The sequence below is a fragment of the Halomonas citrativorans genome, from assembly GCF_014898005.1.
Classification (GTDB): domain Bacteria; phylum Pseudomonadota; class Gammaproteobacteria; order Pseudomonadales; family Halomonadaceae; genus Vreelandella; species Vreelandella citrativorans.
The window spans coordinates 253,539-270,586 of the sequence record NZ_JABUYX010000001.1 but is presented as its reverse complement, the minus strand read 5'-3'; the positions used below and the strand labels follow the sequence as shown (position 1 = coordinate 270,586).

Sequence of the window (17,048 nt, the reverse complement as noted above, 5' to 3'; positions counted from 1 at the left end):
CAACCAAAAAGAGAAATAAAAAGGCGGGATAACGCTAAAGCGTCAATGAAGGAGCCGTATGATCATCAGCTTCCAGCAGCATTTCGATGTGCTCGCGCAGAGCGCTATCCTTAAAGCTAAAGTGAACGCCAATTCCCGCAACGCGCTGACTACTTATCTCGTCAGGCGATACCCATACGACATCACCCAAAACCGTCAGGCGCTCACACTCACCTGGCAACGTGAGCAATAAAGTGACCTGATCACCCAGCGCATAGGGCGTTTTAGTCGGTACAAATAGACCTCCACGCTCCAAAAACGGCATATAAGCTGAAAATAGCGTAGACGCATCAGGCACGGTGAGGGCAAGGGCTTTTTGAATACTCATATCAACCTCGCTCGCCGGTAAATCCATGACCACCATCGTAACGACATGACTAGAAGGTGATGGTTGAAATCCATAGCCAACGCAATAACGCTATGAGCGCAGCAGCGCTGCCCAACGCACTAGCCATGCTTCAAGCACCAGTTGCGGGTTTGGATTGGCTCCAACCGCTAACAGGCGCCGCTGTTCTCGGGCGTAATCCAGCAAACGAAACCAATCCTGCGCACGGCCATTTTTGACCGCTTGGCGGTAAAGGGGTTCTAAATCGGGATTGTGCAGTACGCTTGCTTCACCTGAAATACCCAAGCGAATTAAGTCTTCAAGCCATGCGATACCGTACCACAAGATAGCGTCAATCGCTTGGCGGTCCAGCCGTGCGGCCTCCGATACCGGCTCAGCGCCTCGCACCAATTGCTCAAAGCAGTCATGAATCTGGTGGCGTAATGCCCGCTCTTCAGGCGAAGCTAATTCAGCCGCCAAAAGCGGCAAACCACCCGACACCCGCCACCAAAAATACGCCTCTTCCTCACCGCCCAACTGTTCGATTAACCAACTGCGACACGCAGTAAAAGGCACACTGGGAAACGACCACTGCTGGCACCGGGAACGAATAGTCGCCAACATGCGAGATGGCACATCAGAAAGCAGAATAAACAGCGTTTTAGCGCCAGGCTCTTCCAGGCTTTTAAGCAACGCATTGGCCGCGGCGATGTTCATGCTCTCGGCCGGTGAAAGAACAATCACACGATAACCGCCCTGTTGGGCGGTCTGTGAGACAAACCGATTAACCTCGCGAATAGGGTCAATACGTATCTGGCGCTTGCCTTCTTCCGGCGAAACCCGCAACAGGTCCGGATGATAACCCGACGCCAGCATGGAACAGCTATGACACTGGCCGCATGCCAGCACATTCGGGCTTGCGCACAACGTGCGGGCAATTAGCGCCTCTGCCAGCTGCTGCTTACCCACACCGTGAGCGCCACTTAACAAAATGGCATGGGGCATACGCCCCTCATCTGACAGCCGCACCAACTGCTGCCATGTGGCCTCATGCCAAGGCAGTAGACCACTTAACGCCATAGCGCTATCCGTTCGGCGAGCACATCCTGAATATCGGCTTGTACGCTAACCAGCGACTGATGGGCATTAATGAGCGCAAAGCGCTTAGGCTCAGCACTGGCACGCTCCAGGTAGGCGTCACGGACAGCTTGAAAGAACTCGCCCCGCTCTTGCTCAAAGCGGTCACGCTGCTCATTTTGACTGTTAAGCCGTGACTCCAGGCGCGACTGCGCCGCCGTTAACGGCATATCAAGCAGTAACGTCAGGTCTGGCGTTAGCCCTTTCTGCACAAAGGCTTCAAGCTTGGCAATGCGCTCAACCGACATACCGCGCCCGCCGCCCTGGTAGGCAAAGGTCGCGTCAGTAAAACGGTCGCATACCACCCATGCACCGCGCTCCAATGCAGGCACTATTTTTTCGGCCAGATGCTGCGCTCGCGCGGCAAACATGAGTAACAGCTCAGCATCGGCGTGCAATGGCTCCTGGGGAGCAGGGTCCAGCAGTAGCGCGCGGATCGCCTCGGCGCGCGGCGTCCCCCCTGGTTCGCGGGTACTCACCACGTCAAGACCTTGCGCTTCCAGCGCTGCGACCACAAAAGCCATATTGGTGGATTTACCTACGCCCTCACCGCCTTCAAGCGTAATAAAGCGTCCCCGCTTGGTCATTGCCATCCCTTAATCAACGCGTGCATCGTTGAGATTAACTTCATGAAAAACCGACACTTTGGGTCAGCGGTTGCGAATATAGCGATTAACTGCATTATTGTGCTCACGCAGCGTACGCGAAAAGTGGTGTGTGCCGTCCCCCTTGGATACGAAGTAGAGCGTCTCGCCAGGCAGAGGATCAACCGCTGCTTCAAGCGACGCTCGCCCCGGCATGGCAATTGGCGTGGGCGGCATGCCATCAATCACATAGGTATTGTAAGGCGTGGCTTCACGCAGGTCGGCATAGGTAATGCGCCCTTGATACCGGTCGCCCATACCGTAAATCACGGTCGGATCAGTTTGTAGGCGCATGCCCTGCTCCGTCCGGCGCTTAAAGACACCGGCGATCTCACGCCGCTCTTCAGGCGCGCCTGTTTCACGCTCAATCAGCGATGCCATAATAAGCGCCTCATAAGGCGTCTCAATAGTCAGGTCATCGGAGCGTGCGGCCCATACTTCTTCTAAAATGTTTTCCATCCGCACCAACGCTTGGCGCAAAATATCGACGTCACTCATACCCAGGTGGTAGCGGTACGTATCGGGGAAAAACCAGCCTTCTGGAAAGGTGCCTTCTCTATCCAGCAAGGTCATTATTTCTTCATCGCTCAACTCCGCCGTGCGATGCTCCAGCTTGGGCGCGTTATTGAGTAGGTCGCGTAGTTGACTGAATGAGCGTCCTTCTGGAAGCGTCAACGGATACGTCACCACTCGGTTACTGCCTAACAGCGCCAGCATTTCAAGCCCATTCATACCGGGCGTTAACTCATATTCGCCCACCCGAAGACGGGGAATACGTTCCGGATGAACCCGAGCCAATACTTGAAAAGCCCAGGCATCCTCAAGAATCCCTTGCGCCTCCAACTGCGCAACCACCTGATTAAAGCCTGCTCCAGCAGGCACCTGATATAAAACAGGGGCTTCTAAAGCAAGAGGAGCGTCTAATCGGCTTTGCCAATAAAAATAGCTGCCTGCGACGCCAACGACGCCCAATACCAGAATAATTCCAACAGCGGCCAGTAACCGTTTCAACGTATCACCTCAACAAAATAGGTCAGGGCTTGCGGTATAAGTTGACGCATAGCCAAGCAGACGATGCGCCTGTGTTTGGAACTTATCGGGCTGATTAATCGGCCAACGCTGCAGACAATCCGCATCTTCAGACAATAACGTCGCCACTGGCCATACCCCCTGTACGGAGTTCGCCACCCAAGCGCGCTCAACGGCGGGTAAGGCTTCAAGGGTTAGATTGGCTTCGCGCACAGCGCCTTCAGCAATTAACGCGGCACGCAATGTACCGGCCACGCCACATGTATCGAGTGGCGGCGTAAACAGCTCACCGTGTTGCTGCCAAAACAGGTTCATGCTGGTCGCCTCGATCAACTGCCCCTGAGCGTCCGCCAGCAAACCTTCGGCAATCGACACATCCTGCCACTCTTGTCGTGCCATTACATTTTCGAGGCGGTTTAAATGCTTGATACCAGCTAAAGCCGGTTGGTGAGCCAAGCGTATGCGGCAGATACGCACCGTCACGCCGCTTTTCCAGCGCTCAACCATAGGGGCGAAAGAAGTCCGCCGACTTAGCAAACGGGGTGTTGGTGTATCAGGTAATGCATACCCCCTTCCACCACTACCCCGTGTAACAATCAGTTTTAATACTTCAAGCGGTGCCGTGGCGTTTCCCTGCCAAGTGGCATCAATCTCCTCTTGGCAGGGAACTGGAATGCCGAGCCGCTGACACCCCTTCACCAACCGCGCTACGTGGTATGCCCACAGCACCGGTTTACCGTTACGCAGCAGCACCGTTTCGAACACGCCGTCCCCATACGCCAGCCCGCGATCATCAAACGGCACCTGAGGCAGGGTCATCTTGCGTTATACCTTTTTAAACAGCAGCGAGCCGTTGGTGCCGCCGAACCCAAACGAGTTGGACAAGGCAACATCAATGCGCATGTTACGCGCCGTGTGCGGCACATAATCCAGATTGCAGCCTTCCTGAGGGTTATCCAGGTTAATGGTTGGAGGTGCCACCTGATCACGAATGGCCAGGATACTAAACACCGCTTCAACAGCGCCAGCAGCTCCTAACAAATGGCCAATCATGGACTTGGTAGAACTTACCGCCACATCCTGAGCGGCACTGCCCATCACCCGTTCAACAGCACGGCTTTCTGCAAGGTCGCCAGCGGCCGTGGAGGTTCCATGCGCGTTAATATAGTGCACCTCGGAAGGGTCCATTTGAGCATCTTTAATCGCATTGCTCATGGAAAGCGCAGCCCCGCGACCATCTTCAGGCGGTGCCGTCATGTGATAGGCATCATCACTCATACCAAACCCGACAAGCTCGGCATAGATATTCGCGCCACGTGCCTTGGCATGCTCGTACTCTTCGAGTACCAGTACACCGGCACCATCCGAGAGAACAAAGCCATCGCGATCTTTATCCCAAGGACGGCTTGCTGCTTCGGGATTATCATTACGCGTTGAAAGCGCTCGGGCGGCAGAGAAGCCTCCTAGGCCAAGTGGCGTCGTTGCCATTTCAGCACCACCGCAGATCATGACATCCGCATCACCATAGGCAATCGTACGTGCACTATAGCCAATATTGTGCGTACCGCTGGTACATGCGGTGGTAATAGCGATGTTAGGGCCTTGAAAGCCATGTTGAATCGCCAAATTGCCCGAGATCATATTGATGATGGAGCCCGGCACGAAAAAAGGTGATACGCGACGAGCGCCGCCCTTATTAAGCGCATTGTGGTTATGCTCGATCATGGGCAGGCCACCAATGCCTGACCCCATGGCCACCCCGATACGCGGTGCATTCTCTTCTGTACAGGTAATACCAGCATCCTGAATTGCCTGCGCGCCAGCCGCCATGCCGTACTGAATGAACAGGTCCATTTTGCGGGCTTCTTTGGGATTCAGATAAGGGCTAATATCAAAATTCTTAACCGAACCACCAAAGCGTGTATTGAAGCTACTTGTATCAAAGTGCTCAATGGGCGCTATGCCGCTCTTACCGGCCGTAATATTCGCCCACGTTTCATCCACGCTATTGCCCACTGGGGTCACCAGGCCTAACCCAGTTACCACTACCCTTCTTCGCGCCATTAGCTTTCCTCCAGGCATCCATGGTGACTCGACCCATCCGGGTCATTTTCAGCAGAAATTAGGTGCCTAGTATAACGGAGATTGAACGTTATGTTTACGGTGAAGCACAAAGCAAAAAAGCCGCCCGTTAAAAGGGCGGCTTTTAAGGGGGGTGCTAGCACCACACCCTCGTTTGATGCACCAACTTGCCCTTACTGGTGGGCGTTTACGTAGTCGATGGCTTCCTGAACTGTCGTAATTTTTTCCGCCTCTTCATCAGGAATTTCAGTATCGAATTCCTCTTCCAAAGCCATTACCAGCTCAACAGTGTCAAGCGAGTCAGCACCCAAGTCTTCAGTGAAAGAAGAGCTGTTCTGGATGTCTTCTTCTTTAACGTTCAGGCGCTCTGCCACAACTTTCTTAACGCGCTCTTCAATAGTACTCATTAACGTACTCCAGTCGTTCACATTAGCCGTTTTGGATAACCAGCTATTTGGAAACCGCAAGCCAAAAGCTGCGGGGTAGTTTATAGACGCCCTTAGGCAGACGCAACCGCTAAGCCTAAGGCCATCAACGCATATTCATGCCGCCGTTTACATGCAGGGTCTCACCGGTAATGTAACTTGCAGCATCACTGGTAAGAAAACCGACAGCGGCAGCTATCTCTTCCGGACCACCCAGGCGAGCCAACGGAATTTGCTTCAGCAGCATTTCATGCTGCGCTTCCGGCAACGCTTGTGTCATATCGGTCGCGATAAAGCCAGGCGCCACTGCGTTAACCGTAATGGCACGTGAAGCCACCTCACGCGCCAACGCACGGCTGAAACCTTCCATACCCGCTTTTGCAGCTGCATAGTTAGCCTGACCCAGGTTACCCATGGTCGCCACTACAGAGCTGATGGATACGATACGCCCAAAACGCGCCTTGGTCATGCCTCGCAGGCACGCCTTGCTTACACGATAGACAGACTTGAGATTGGTATCCATCACCGAATCCCACTCATCCTCTTTCATGCGCATCAATAAATTATCACGCGTAATACCGGCGTTATTAACTAAAATTGTCGGCGCACCAAAGCGCTCCGTGATGACCTTAAGCACGTCATCAATGCTTGCCTGGTCCGTCACATTAAGGCAAAGGCCAGCACCCTCAATGCCGTTTTGCTGCAAATCGGCATCAATTTTTTGTGCCCCGGACTCACTGGTCGCGGTTCCGATCACGATACGGCCCTGACGGCCCAGCTCGTGAGCAATCGCTCGACCAATACCACGACTGGCACCAGTAACAAGCGCAACTCGGCGTTCTTGCGTCATAATTTTTTGCCTTTAACTATTGGCTTCTTAACCACGTAAATAAGCAAGGATAGCGAAAATTTCAGCGAACTAGGCGTCACTAGTCTGCGCTTCACGTGCCAGCTCAAGCGCCGCATCCAGGCTGTCAGGATCATTGACTGCCAACCCTTTAGCGCCACGGACAATGCGCTTGTTAAGCCCTGTCAGCACTTTACCTGGGCCACACTCAATAAATACATTAACAGACTGAGCAGCCATGGCTTCAACGCATGCTGCCCAACGCACCGGCTGATAAAGCTGCTCGATCAACCGCGTACGCAGCGTATCAATGTCGGCATGCGCCTGCGCATCTACGTTTTGAATAACCGTGTAGCGTGGCGCTCGAAATTCGACACTTTCCATAGCGGTGGCCAAACGCTCGGCAGCTGGACGCATCAGTTCACAATGCGAAGGCACCGAAACCGGCAGCGCCATTGCACGCTTGGCACCCGCCTCCTGACACGCCACAATCGCCCGCTCAACCGCAGCGGCACTTCCGGCAATCACGACCTGGCCCGGCGAATTATAATTAACGGCCGAAACAATATCCCCCTGCGCAGCACTGGCGCAAGCGGCTTCAACCGCACTATCTTCCAAGCCGAGAATAGCCGCCATACCGCCCTCACCGACCGGTACAGCGTCCTGCATGGCTTCGCCGCGAAGGCGAACCAGCTGAACGCCTTCAGCAAAACTCATCACACCCGCACACACCATGGCGCTATATTCACCCAGGCTGTGCCCGGCCATGACAGTAGGCCGAGGCCCTTCAAGCTCCTGCCACACCCGCCAAATTGCAACACTAGCAGAAAGCAGCGCAGGCTGCGTGCAAGCGGTCGCGTTTAGCGCGGCCTCGGGGCCTTCCTGGACGACTTTCCACAAGTCGTAACCAAGTGCATCCGAAGCTTCCTCAAATGTTGTTCCCACTACACTATAGCGTTCGGCTAGCTCACGCAGCATTCCAAGCTGCTGAGAGCCTTGCCCGGGAAAAATGAGGGCAAGGGGTTGAGACATGTCGTTCACCTTTGCTCTTTAGGCATTTGCTCATTTGAGCGATAAGCGTGGCTATGGCTACATCCTGCTGTCACCCATAGCCCGCAAAATAAGTTCTAACCTTTTATTATCGAGCACTTTACCTAGTAGCACTCTGCGCCCATACCCTACACCATGGTGTACACATAAGCGCCTTCCTTAATGACTGAAAATGGTATTAACGGCGCTCCCAACGCCCTGCCATACGCGCGGGTAGATTATGCTCCACCTCATGTACAGCACGCTGGATCGCATAATAAAAACCCTCTGCCTGGGTACCACCATGGCTTTTCACCACGATGCCCTTCAAACCAAGCAGGCTTGCTCCATTGTAGCGTACAGGGTTTAATTCTTGCTTTAGATAGCGCAACACAGGCTTGGCCAGTAGGCTTGCCAAACGACCGCTTAGGCGCGATTCAAACGCCATTTGGACACGCTCAACCAGCATACGAGTCAAACCTTCGCTTGCTTTGAGTACGGCATTCCCGACAAAGCCATCACACACCACCACATCAAGCTTGCCTTCAAAAAGATCACCACCTTCGGCATACCCCTGATAGGCAAAGGCGGACGCATCAGAATATTCGCGCAGAAGCCGGTCTGCTTCGCGCACATTCGCACTCCCCTTGGTAGCTTCCGCCCCCACATTAAGCAGCGCGACACGGGGCAGGCTTACATTATCAACGCACTGCGCCATGGCAGCACCCATGACGGCAAAATCAACCAACCGGTGCGCGGGCGAATCCACGTTCGCGCCCAAATCCAGTAAATAGCAGCGACGGCCATAGCGGGCCGGAATCGCAGTACTAATGGCAGGCCGTGAAATACCTTTAAGCGTTCCCAGCTCACGACGAGCAAGCGCGACCAACGCAGCCGTATTGCCCGCGCTTACGCCAGCGACTGACTCGCCCAACCGAAGACTCCGCAACATACACGCCATACTGCTTTCCTGGCCATGACGAAGCGCCCAGGCAGCACTGGAGGCCTGAGAGATGCTCAAAGGGGCATCACTAACCGCTAAACGTGACGCTGCCGCAGCCAGAGGCTGCGGCAAGCGTGAAAGCTCAGCAATAATATGCTGACGCGGACCAAACAGAGTCAATTCAAGACCAGGATGTTCAATCACTGCTCTTGCAGAGCCTTCGATAACCGCATGGGAGCCTTGATCGCCTCCCATCACATCAATCGCTAGGCGCATGCAGCACCCACTCTATTTGGCCGCTTAACAAGATAGTTAAGGCTTATACCTCAACCACCTTGCGACCACGGTAGAAACCATCTGCAGCGACATGGTGACGCAGGTGCGTCGTACCGGTTTCTTTGTCCTGAGACAGCGTCGGCGCGCTCAGCGCGTCGTGGCTACGACGCATACCGCGCTTGGAACGAGTCTTACGGTTCTTTTGAACTGCCATGGGTGTTTACTCCAGGGTGTGTAGGGTAAATAACGCTTACTTTTTGCCCTTTAAGGCATTAAGCACTGCGAAAGGGTTCGTGGCCGGCGTCGCTTCTTCTGACGCACCGTCTGTCTTGCTGACCAGCTGCTCCGCCGAGACATGGCATTCGGTCTCATCGTGATAGACCACCTGCGGCAGACTGAGGATAAGCTCATCCTCAACTACCGTTAGTAGATCCAGCTGTTCTTTTTCCACCAGCACCGGTTCATGACTGGCAGGCAGCTCGGCGGCCAAGGCCTCGTCACTGATCATTCCAAGCAGGAAGTCACTGGACACGTCTTGGCTCAGCGGCACCAGGCAACGACGACATGGCAATGCCAGCGTCGCTTGCAAATGGCCACGAATTTCACGACGACCTTGGGCATCCACACCAAACTCAAGGACAACATGACAGTCGCCCGTTTGGTCACCTGCCTCTTCGGCAAGCCGTGGCAACGAATTCAGTGCCACTACGCCTTCTAGTCGTTCGCGGCGGGCTGCAAGCTTATAAGGCTCAACCCGGCTGGGGAGTTGTGAGGTCAACATAGGCGCGCAATGATAGGCACTCCCCCCGCTGGTGTCAAAGCTTCAACTCAATTCTTCATGGTTTATCGCACATTTCCCCATGACTTATCGCCCACACCCGCAAATTAGGCACGCCCGCTGGCTTTCGCTACACTCCCCTTTTATTCCAAATCGCTTAGGAGAAATGGCGTGCCGCTTACTCAAAACGCATCGCTGGTGCTGGGCTCAAGCTCGCGCTGGCGACGAGAGCTGTTGGAACGCTTACAGCTTCCCTATCAGTGCTATTCGCCTGATATTGACGAAACACCTCGTGCCAATGAGTCCCCCAAGGCACTTGTGCATCGTTTAGCGCTCAGCAAAGCCAACGCCGTGGCGCCCCACTTCCCCAATCACTACATTATCGGCTCAGACCAGGTAGCGCTCTTTGAAGGCGACATACTGGGCAAGCCCCACACCCAGGAACGCGCCTGCGCCAACCTGGCGCGTTTTTCAGGTCAGCGCGTTACTTTTTTAACCGGGTTAGCGCTGCTTGATACCCAAAGGCAACGCCACTACACCCACATAGAGCCTTTCGACGTTATCTTTCGGCAGCTGACCACACGCGAAATTGAGCGCTACGTCACCCTTGAGCAACCACTGGACAGCGCTGGCAGCTTTCGAATGGAAGGATTGGGCATCACGCTGTTTGAAGCGTTAGAAGGGCGTGATCCGAACGCCCTGATTGGGCTTCCGCTTATTGCGCTGTGTAATATGCTACGCCAAGTGGGCATGGACCCACTTGACGGTTAAGCTCGGGTTTATTGTGCCTGGTAGCGTAGCGGTGAGTGAGCCGCTTTAAGGCCAAGCACCTCCGCCGCCACTTGGGTAAAGCGTCGCGTCAACCGATCAAACGGATCAAGACGCGGCGTATAATCTTCCCAACTCGCCTCCCCCACCTGATCGCGCGCCACTTCTTCAAGGCTTGCCAACTGGTCCACCAGACCAAGCTCAAGCGCCTGCTCGCCGCTCCAGATAAGCCCAGAGAATATATCTGGCTGGTCGCTTAGCCGATCGCCTCGCCCAGCACGAACATCATTCATAAATTGCTGATGTGTTTGCGTCAACACACTCTGCCAGAATGCCTGCGCCTCTTCATCAAGCGGCTGAAACGGGTCCAAAAATGCCTTGTTCTCGCCCGCCGTTAACACACGGCGCTCTACGCCTATCTGGCTGATCGCATCCTGAAAGCCAAATCCTGCATAAATAACCCCAATCGAGCCCACCAGGCTTGCCGGTGAAGCAATGATTTCATCGGCTGCCGAAGCGATATAATACGCCCCACTCGCACCGATATCCTCGATAACCGCCAGAATCGGCTTATCACCCTGCTCGCGCAGGCGCATGATTTCCGCATAAATACGCTGCGATTGAACCGGGCTACCACCGGGACTATCAATATGCAGCACAACGGCTTCGGTATTATCTGATTCCCAGGCGCGATTTAATCCCTGAATGATACGCTCGGCATTCGCTGGAGCATCACTGGCAATAACGCCATTAACGTCTACGATGCCCAAGTGACGCTGCAGGGTAGACGCATCGCCCGTTGCGGCCCAAAAAGCGTTATATACAACGGTCGCGACTAACGCCAGTATCAAAAAGAGCGTCATAAAACGGAAAAACAACTTCCAACGCCGTGTACGACGCTGCTCTGTTAACACGCCGCCAATCCAGCGATCCATCATTTCAACCTGTGCCAGGCGCTGCCGCTCACGCAGCGTTTCAGCATCATCGCCAGCCGCCCCTACCGTAGCAGCCTCATCTTTATAAGCCGCCACGTCAGGACCCTGCGTCCAGCGATCCTGGTTTGAACGATCAGATGCAGGGTTGCCCTCAGGCTGTTGGTACCCGCTGGCATCACTGCGGCGCCAATCATCACTCATATAGCATCCTTTTTTGAGTTTAGGGACGCCAGATGATTAACCATCCACCCAACGTCGCATCCTCTATCCATGCAGCCAGCCAAAAAGATCTTCAACGTTATGAGCGACCCATTTGGGCTGGCTTGCCGCTAGCCGCGCTGGCGTATGAACACCGTACGTTACTGCCACACGATCCATGCCGATGGCCCGCGCCATTTCCAGGTCATATTCAGTATCGCCTACCATCACTGCACGCTCCACAGGAACGTCAAGCTCTAGAAGCAACTCATTCAGCATTTGTGGGTGTGGCTTTGAACGTGTTTCATCTGCGGTGCGACTAGCATGAAACCAGCCCCCACTTCCCGTTTCAGTGAAAACCCGATCAAGGCCACGGCGGCTTTTACCCGTGGCAACGGCCAAACGCTGCTGTTCGCGCTCGCGAAGGCGCGCTACGTGCGCCTCGACCCCATTAAAAAACGGCATGGGCGTTGTGTTTCCATGCACAAACTGATGTGCATAGCGCTCACGCAAGCGTTCGGCCTGAGCAGGACCGATGCCCGGACACAGCGTGGCAATGGCTTCCGGGAGCCCCAGGCCGATAATATCTCTAATGGCCGCGACGTCCAGCTCACCCCACTCAGCCTCCTGGGCCGCTACCTGCATACAGGCAACAATTTTCGACACCGAATCCATCAGGGTGCCGTCCCAATCAAAAATAATCAGCTCGTAACGCATTACCGCCCCTTATTACTTCACTGCCCGTACATTTATTGCCGAGCACGCTTGAGCACGTCTTCCAGAACGTCTGGCAACGGCGCCTTAACGGTCACTGGGCGGCCGTTGGTAGGTTCTGGAAACGTTAGCGAGCGGGCATGCAGAAACAGACGACTAACGCCTAGCTGTTTTGTCAAGTGCGCACTTTCACGTGTCGAGTACTTATCATCCCCAAGCAGCGCATGCCCCGCATGAGTCGCATGAACGCGAATTTGATGTGTTCGCCCGGTCACCGGCTCGGCTTCAATCAGCGTGGCTTTCTCAAAGGTTTCAACAACCGCAAAATGGGTGCGCGATACCTTGCCGTTTGGATCTACCCGCACTCTACGCTCACCGTTGCCTGCGTCGAATCGGTCAAGACGCGCACTTTCATAGGTTTTACGTGCAGGCCAGCGACCGCTCACAAGCGCCAGATAACGCTTGTCCATGCCATGTTTTTTTAACGACTCGTTAAGTGTCACCAAGGCATCACGAGACTTTGCCAGCAACAAGCAGCCAGAGGTATCGCGATCAAGCCGATGAACAAGCTCCAAAAAGCTCAAATCATCCCGCACCTGACGCAGTGCTTCAATCAACCCGATTTTAACCCCGCTCCCCCCATGCACCGCCAAGCCAGAAGGCTTATTAAGCACCATCCAGTCAGGGCCTTCCATAATGACGCTACCTACTAACACGTCACGCAAATTATCGCTGACTTCCTTCACCGCCTCACGCGGCGCCAAACGTAATGGCGGCACCCGGACCAGGTCACCCGCCTGGAGACGGTAGTCCACCTTGACGCGCTTTTTATTAACCCGCACTTCACCTTTACGCACGATGCGGTATATCAATGCTCTAGGAGCACCTTTCAGGCGAGTCATCAAAAAATTGTCAATTCTTTGACCTGCCTGTTCAGGGGCGATATCCACCCACTGTACTTCACGCCCTTCGGCCATTGCCGCGCACTCCTGCTGTGTCTCTATGATGCCAGGCTAAAAACGGCATTCTAACGTAGACCCAAGGGCATTGCGTCAATTGCTGGTAGTTGTCTTTACTGTTATATTCCAAATCGTTCACTACTAAGCGTGGGCAGCTTGTCGAGTATTACAGTTTTCACAAGTGCTACTACCACGTTTAGCTAAAAGCGCCTGCCCGACTAACACGCAGGCCTGAGCACAAGAAGCGGCGCCAGTGTACGCATTGCCCGAATCTTAACGTATTAAAATGCAGTCACTCTGTCGCCCGTATGATGTCGACAGATTTGCTAACGCTTAGCCCACAACGGCAAGCGAATGCTGAATAAAACGCCACGCCCAGAACTGCCCCGTCTTTTCGTCACAAGGCGCTGGTCACTTCTGGGCGACAAGTTCAACGCTGTGCCGACGACCGGCGTTGACGAATCGATGAATGCTAGGTGTAGGCGGTGTCAGCAGGGCCGGATGGACGTGACAGCCACCGAAACACGTCCTGCCTCCGCCACGTACTCAACCTGTCAGCCGGGTCGGTTAAAACCTTCCTGGCTTGCCGCGTCAGCATAACCATGCGCCGAGCACAAGCACGCAGCACCCACCGATTCGTCTACGTCACTCCTTAGACGGTCCGTCGGCGCGCAACGCTATGCGAGACAACATGAAACGGATGCTTATCAATGCGACCCAACCCGAAGAGCTTCGGGTCGCGCTGGTTGATGGACAACGCCTGTACGATTTGGATATTGAATCAGGTGCACGAGAGCAGAAAAAAGCCAATATTTACCGCGGCAAAATTACCCGCGTGGAACCCTCCCTTGAAGCGGCCTTCGTTGACTTTGGTGCAGAGCGCCATGGTTTTCTACCGCTCAAGGAGATCTCCCGCGAATACTTTCTTAAAGACGTATCTGGCCGCCCCAGTATTAAAGAGGTACTGAAAGAGGGCCAGGAAGTTATCGTGCAGGTGGACAAGGAAGAGCGCGGCAACAAAGGCGCAGCCTTAACGACCTTTATTAGCCTGGCAGGCCGCTTTTTGGTGCTTATGCCCAACAACCCTCGTGCAGGCGGTATTTCTCGCCGCATTGAGGGCGAAGAGCGCAGCCAGCTAAAAGACGCCATGGGTCAGCTCACCGTACCTGACAAGATGGGTCTCATCGTGCGCACGGCGGGCATTGGCCGTAATCCCGAAGAGCTTCAGTGGGACCTGGATTATCTGGCCCAGGTATGGGAATCAATCACCACAGAGGCCGCCAAGCGCCCTGCTCCGTTCCTGATTTACCGCGAATCCAACGTTATTATCCGGGCCATGCGGGATTACCTGCGCCAGGATATCGGCGAAGTGCTCATTGACAGCCCTGAGATTCATGCTGAAGCACTAGGCTTTATCCGTCAGGTAATGCCGTCATATCAGCAAAAAATCAAACTCTATGCGGATGAAGTGCCGCTCTTCTCGCGCTTTCAAATTGAGTCACAGATCGAAACAGCCTATCAGCGCGAGGTAAAACTCCCGTCTGGCGGCTCGATCGTTATCGACCATACCGAAGCACTGGTTTCAATCGACATCAACTCCGCCCGAGCGACCCGCGGCAGCGATATTGAAGAAACCGCCCTTCAGACCAATTCTGAAGCGGCCGATGAAATCGCCCGCCAGCTGCGCCTTCGGGACATTGGCGGCCTGGTGGTGATTGACTTTATCGACATGGGCCCGGCACGCAATCAGCGCGAAGTCGAAAACCGCATGCGCGACGCTTTGAAGCTTGACCGCGCACGGGTACAGATTGGGCGCATTTCACGCTTTGGCTTGATGGAGATGTCTCGCCAGCGCCTGCGCCCTTCACTGGGCGAAACCAGCGGTGTGGTCTGCCCGCGCTGTAATGGTCAGGGCACCATCCGCGATGTCCGTTCGCTCTCGCTCTCGATCATGCGCCTTATCGAAGAAGAGGCCATGAAAGAGCGTAGCGCACAAATTCGTGCGATTCTGCCCGTACCTGTTGCTACCTATCTGCTCAATGAAAAACGTAGCGTACTGGCCGATATTGAGTCACGCCAAGAGGTACGCGTTGTACTGCTACCCAATCCGGAAATGCATACGCCTCATTATGACGTGCAGCGTTTACGCGATGACCATTTAGATGAAGATGACACTCAAACACTGTCAAGCTTCGAGCTATCTACCGATACCGAAGTAGGCAAAGAGCCCAACCCCAACTTCGCGCCGCCCACACAGCGCGCTGAAGCGGCAGTTAAGAGCATTGCTCATAATGCCCCCGCACCCGCCTCGCTACAGACGGACGAGCCAGCAGCAGCCAAGGCCACCGTACCTGCTACCAACGATGAGCAACCCAGCGTTATTGGGCGCTTTATCCGCAGGTTTGCAAAGCTACTGGGCAGCGATGACAACAGCCCAGCCGAAGCCCCTGCTAGCAAGCCAGAAGCGCCTGCGCCACGTAAACAAGCCGAGCGCAGCCAACAGAAACCGGCCCCATTAGGCAGTGAGACGAAACAGCGTCCTGCCCGTAGCGAGCGCACCGAAAACAGCAAGGCAGATCAGCGGCAGACCCCGTCGCGAAATGCCAATGTCGATGCCAGCGAAGAAGCCAACGATAAGCGCAGCGGCCCTTCTCGCACTCGCAATCGTCGCCGGAACCAGCAGCAGGACGATGCTAAAACGCAGGAGAGTGGCAGCAAAAACAGCCGCCAGAATCAGAAAGAGACCTCTCCCGCAAAAGACGAAAGTCTGGATACATCGAAGAAAGCGCCTCAAAAAGAGTCGCGTCGAGAGACTCAACGCGACAATAAACCGGCAAAAGAAGCTGCGCAAAACAACGCAGAGCAGCCGACTCCCCAGGATGATGGCAAACCGAAGCGTACGCGCAACAACCCGCGCAACCGTTCACGCAAGCAGGCAGTCAGCCCTCAGGCGGAAGCCGAACAGTTAAAGCTGCAGGCCCAGGCAGCCGAAGAGGCAACGCACGCAGACGCTACAGCCCCAGCGACGGAAACGCCCGAAGCTGCAGCGCCGAAACAGGAAGTCGCTCACGAAAGCCTTTCTGAAGCCTCTGCGCAGTTGCCTGAAACGCAAGCCGAAGCTTCGCCTGCCAGCAGCATTGCAGATAGCAATCACGCTGACAGTCAATCGCATCAAGCGACCGCTGAGAAAAACACTCAGGAAACCGTTCAGGAACTTTCTCAAGCACCATCTCAAGCACCAGCTCAGGAAGCAGCTCAGGAAAGTCCCAAGCCTCAAGACGCGGAAAATACCGGCGTTAGCGCTGCTGACGAAACGACTCCGGTAGCGGCAGTTGAACCCGCCGAAACACTTAAAGCGGAACAGCCCTCTCCGAAAGTCGCCGAGCATGACGTTGCGTCAGCTGAAGCAACAGCACCAGCCCAGCAAGAGACGCCCGCAGCTGCCGAGCCTGAAAGCGCACCGGTCTCGGAAGATGCGCCGAAAACGGCAGATGAAGCGAAGCGTGACGATGTCATATCTCTTCCGCAGCAGACCGATGAAAAGCTCGAAACCGACGCAAGTAGCGACGTCGATACTACGCTCGCGCCATCGCCCACTGAATTGGCCGAAAGCGGCGTAGCCGATGAGTCCCAACAGTTGGCACCGGTCGATACGTTGGCAGACGCTACACCTGTTCAGGAACCTGCAGAAAGCAACACACCTGCGGACGCACCTGCCAACAAATCGCTTGCCCAGGAAGATGTGCAGCCTGACGCCACTAACGTTGACGTTGCGCCACACGCCGCTAAATCGGTAGACGCACCTGTCGCCGAAGAAGTGGCTGAAGAAGCACCCAAGCCGCGTCGTCGCCGCACCCGTGCGCATAACGACCCTCGTGAGCTGCGCAAGCAGGCACAAGAAGCCAGCAAAGAGTAATTTG

General features: G+C 54.9%; 17 protein-coding genes. 2 read left to right on the top strand and 15 right to left on the bottom strand.

Annotated features, from left to right (window positions below; all coding sequences use genetic code 11):
* Window positions 1-34 precede the first annotated feature (34 nt).
* The 12 genes from INT20_RS01200 to INT20_RS01145 all read right to left on the bottom strand — a co-directional run bounded on the left by INT20_RS01200 (window position 35) and on the right by INT20_RS01145 (window position 9,557).
* Complete coding sequence (locus INT20_RS01200; protein WP_193053761.1) at window positions 35-367, bottom strand: PilZ domain-containing protein; 333 nt, start codon at window positions 365-367, stop codon at window positions 35-37.
* Window positions 368-457: 90 nt separating this feature from the next.
* Complete coding sequence (locus INT20_RS01195) at window positions 458-1,444, bottom strand: DNA polymerase III subunit delta' (RefSeq protein ID WP_193053762.1); 987 nt, start codon at window positions 1,442-1,444, stop codon at window positions 458-460.
* Window positions 1,435-2,088: a dTMP kinase gene (gene tmk / locus INT20_RS01190; RefSeq protein ID WP_193053763.1), complete on the bottom strand. Its 654-nt coding sequence runs from the start codon at window positions 2,086-2,088 to the stop codon at window positions 1,435-1,437. The genes INT20_RS01195 and tmk overlap by 10 nt, the downstream gene beginning before the upstream one ends.
* 63 nt (window positions 2,089-2,151) lie before the next feature.
* The gene (gene mltG / locus INT20_RS01185; protein WP_172116376.1) at window positions 2,152-3,156 is read right to left on the bottom strand and encodes an endolytic transglycosylase MltG; all 1,005 of its coding nucleotides are present in this window, start codon (window positions 3,154-3,156) and stop codon (window positions 2,152-2,154) included.
* Between the two features lie 9 nt (window positions 3,157-3,165).
* Entirely contained in the window at window positions 3,166-3,993 is an 828-nt protein-coding gene (gene pabC, locus INT20_RS01180; protein WP_172116375.1) for an aminodeoxychorismate lyase, read from the bottom strand.
* A 6-nt stretch (window positions 3,994-3,999) separates the two neighbouring features.
* Window positions 4,000-5,238 (bottom strand): beta-ketoacyl-ACP synthase II, encoded by a 1,239-nt coding sequence (gene fabF / locus INT20_RS01175; RefSeq protein ID WP_172116374.1) that lies wholly within the window; start codon window positions 5,236-5,238, stop codon window positions 4,000-4,002.
* Between the two features lie 191 nt (window positions 5,239-5,429).
* Window positions 5,430-5,663 (bottom strand): acyl carrier protein, encoded by a 234-nt coding sequence (gene acpP, locus INT20_RS01170; RefSeq protein WP_008956801.1) that lies wholly within the window; start codon window positions 5,661-5,663, stop codon window positions 5,430-5,432.
* 124 nt (window positions 5,664-5,787) lie between these two features.
* A complete protein-coding gene (fabG, locus tag INT20_RS01165; RefSeq protein ID WP_193056301.1) occupies window positions 5,788-6,531 on the bottom strand; it encodes a 3-oxoacyl-ACP reductase FabG in 744 nt (247 codons plus the stop codon).
* A gap of 69 nt (window positions 6,532-6,600) precedes the next feature.
* Entirely contained in the window at window positions 6,601-7,560 is a 960-nt protein-coding gene (gene fabD / locus INT20_RS01160; protein WP_193056300.1) for an ACP S-malonyltransferase, read from the bottom strand.
* Between the two features lie 196 nt (window positions 7,561-7,756).
* Window positions 7,757-8,776, bottom strand: coding sequence for a phosphate acyltransferase PlsX (gene plsX / locus INT20_RS01155; protein ID WP_193056299.1), 1,020 nt, complete (start codon window positions 8,774-8,776; stop codon window positions 7,757-7,759).
* A 43-nt stretch (window positions 8,777-8,819) separates the two neighbouring features.
* Window positions 8,820-8,990 carry a 50S ribosomal protein L32 gene (gene rpmF, locus INT20_RS01150; protein WP_087109291.1) on the bottom strand — a complete coding sequence of 57 codons (171 nt, stop codon included), beginning with the start codon at window positions 8,988-8,990 and terminating at the stop codon, window positions 8,820-8,822.
* A gap of 36 nt (window positions 8,991-9,026) precedes the next feature.
* On the bottom strand, window positions 9,027-9,557 hold the full coding sequence (locus INT20_RS01145) for a YceD family protein (RefSeq protein WP_193056298.1): 531 nt from the start codon (window positions 9,555-9,557) through the stop codon (window positions 9,027-9,029).
* Window positions 9,558-9,725: 168 nt separating this feature from the next.
* Between INT20_RS01145 and INT20_RS01140 the strand changes: the two genes are divergently transcribed.
* Entirely contained in the window at window positions 9,726-10,325 is a 600-nt protein-coding gene (locus INT20_RS01140) for a Maf family protein (protein WP_193056297.1), read from the top strand.
* Between the two features lie 8 nt (window positions 10,326-10,333).
* On the opposite strand, the gene sppA is transcribed toward INT20_RS01140, so the two are convergent.
* From sppA to INT20_RS01125, 3 genes are all read right to left on the bottom strand, one after another.
* Window positions 10,334-11,458 (bottom strand): signal peptide peptidase SppA, encoded by a 1,125-nt coding sequence (sppA, locus tag INT20_RS01135; protein ID WP_193056296.1) that lies wholly within the window; start codon window positions 11,456-11,458, stop codon window positions 10,334-10,336.
* 63 nt (window positions 11,459-11,521) lie between these two features.
* Window positions 11,522-12,172 carry an HAD-IA family hydrolase gene (locus INT20_RS01130; RefSeq protein WP_193056295.1) on the bottom strand — a complete coding sequence of 217 codons (651 nt, stop codon included), beginning with the start codon at window positions 12,170-12,172 and terminating at the stop codon, window positions 11,522-11,524.
* A gap of 32 nt (window positions 12,173-12,204) precedes the next feature.
* Window positions 12,205-13,146, bottom strand: a complete 942-nt coding sequence (locus tag INT20_RS01125; protein ID WP_193053769.1) for an RluA family pseudouridine synthase — start codon at window positions 13,144-13,146, stop codon at window positions 12,205-12,207.
* Window positions 13,147-13,819: 673 nt separating this feature from the next.
* Here INT20_RS01125 and rne point away from each other — a divergent pair.
* On the top strand, window positions 13,820-17,044 hold the full coding sequence (rne, locus tag INT20_RS01120) for a ribonuclease E (protein WP_193056294.1): 3,225 nt from the start codon (window positions 13,820-13,822) through the stop codon (window positions 17,042-17,044).
* Window positions 17,045-17,048: the final 4 nt, after the last annotated feature.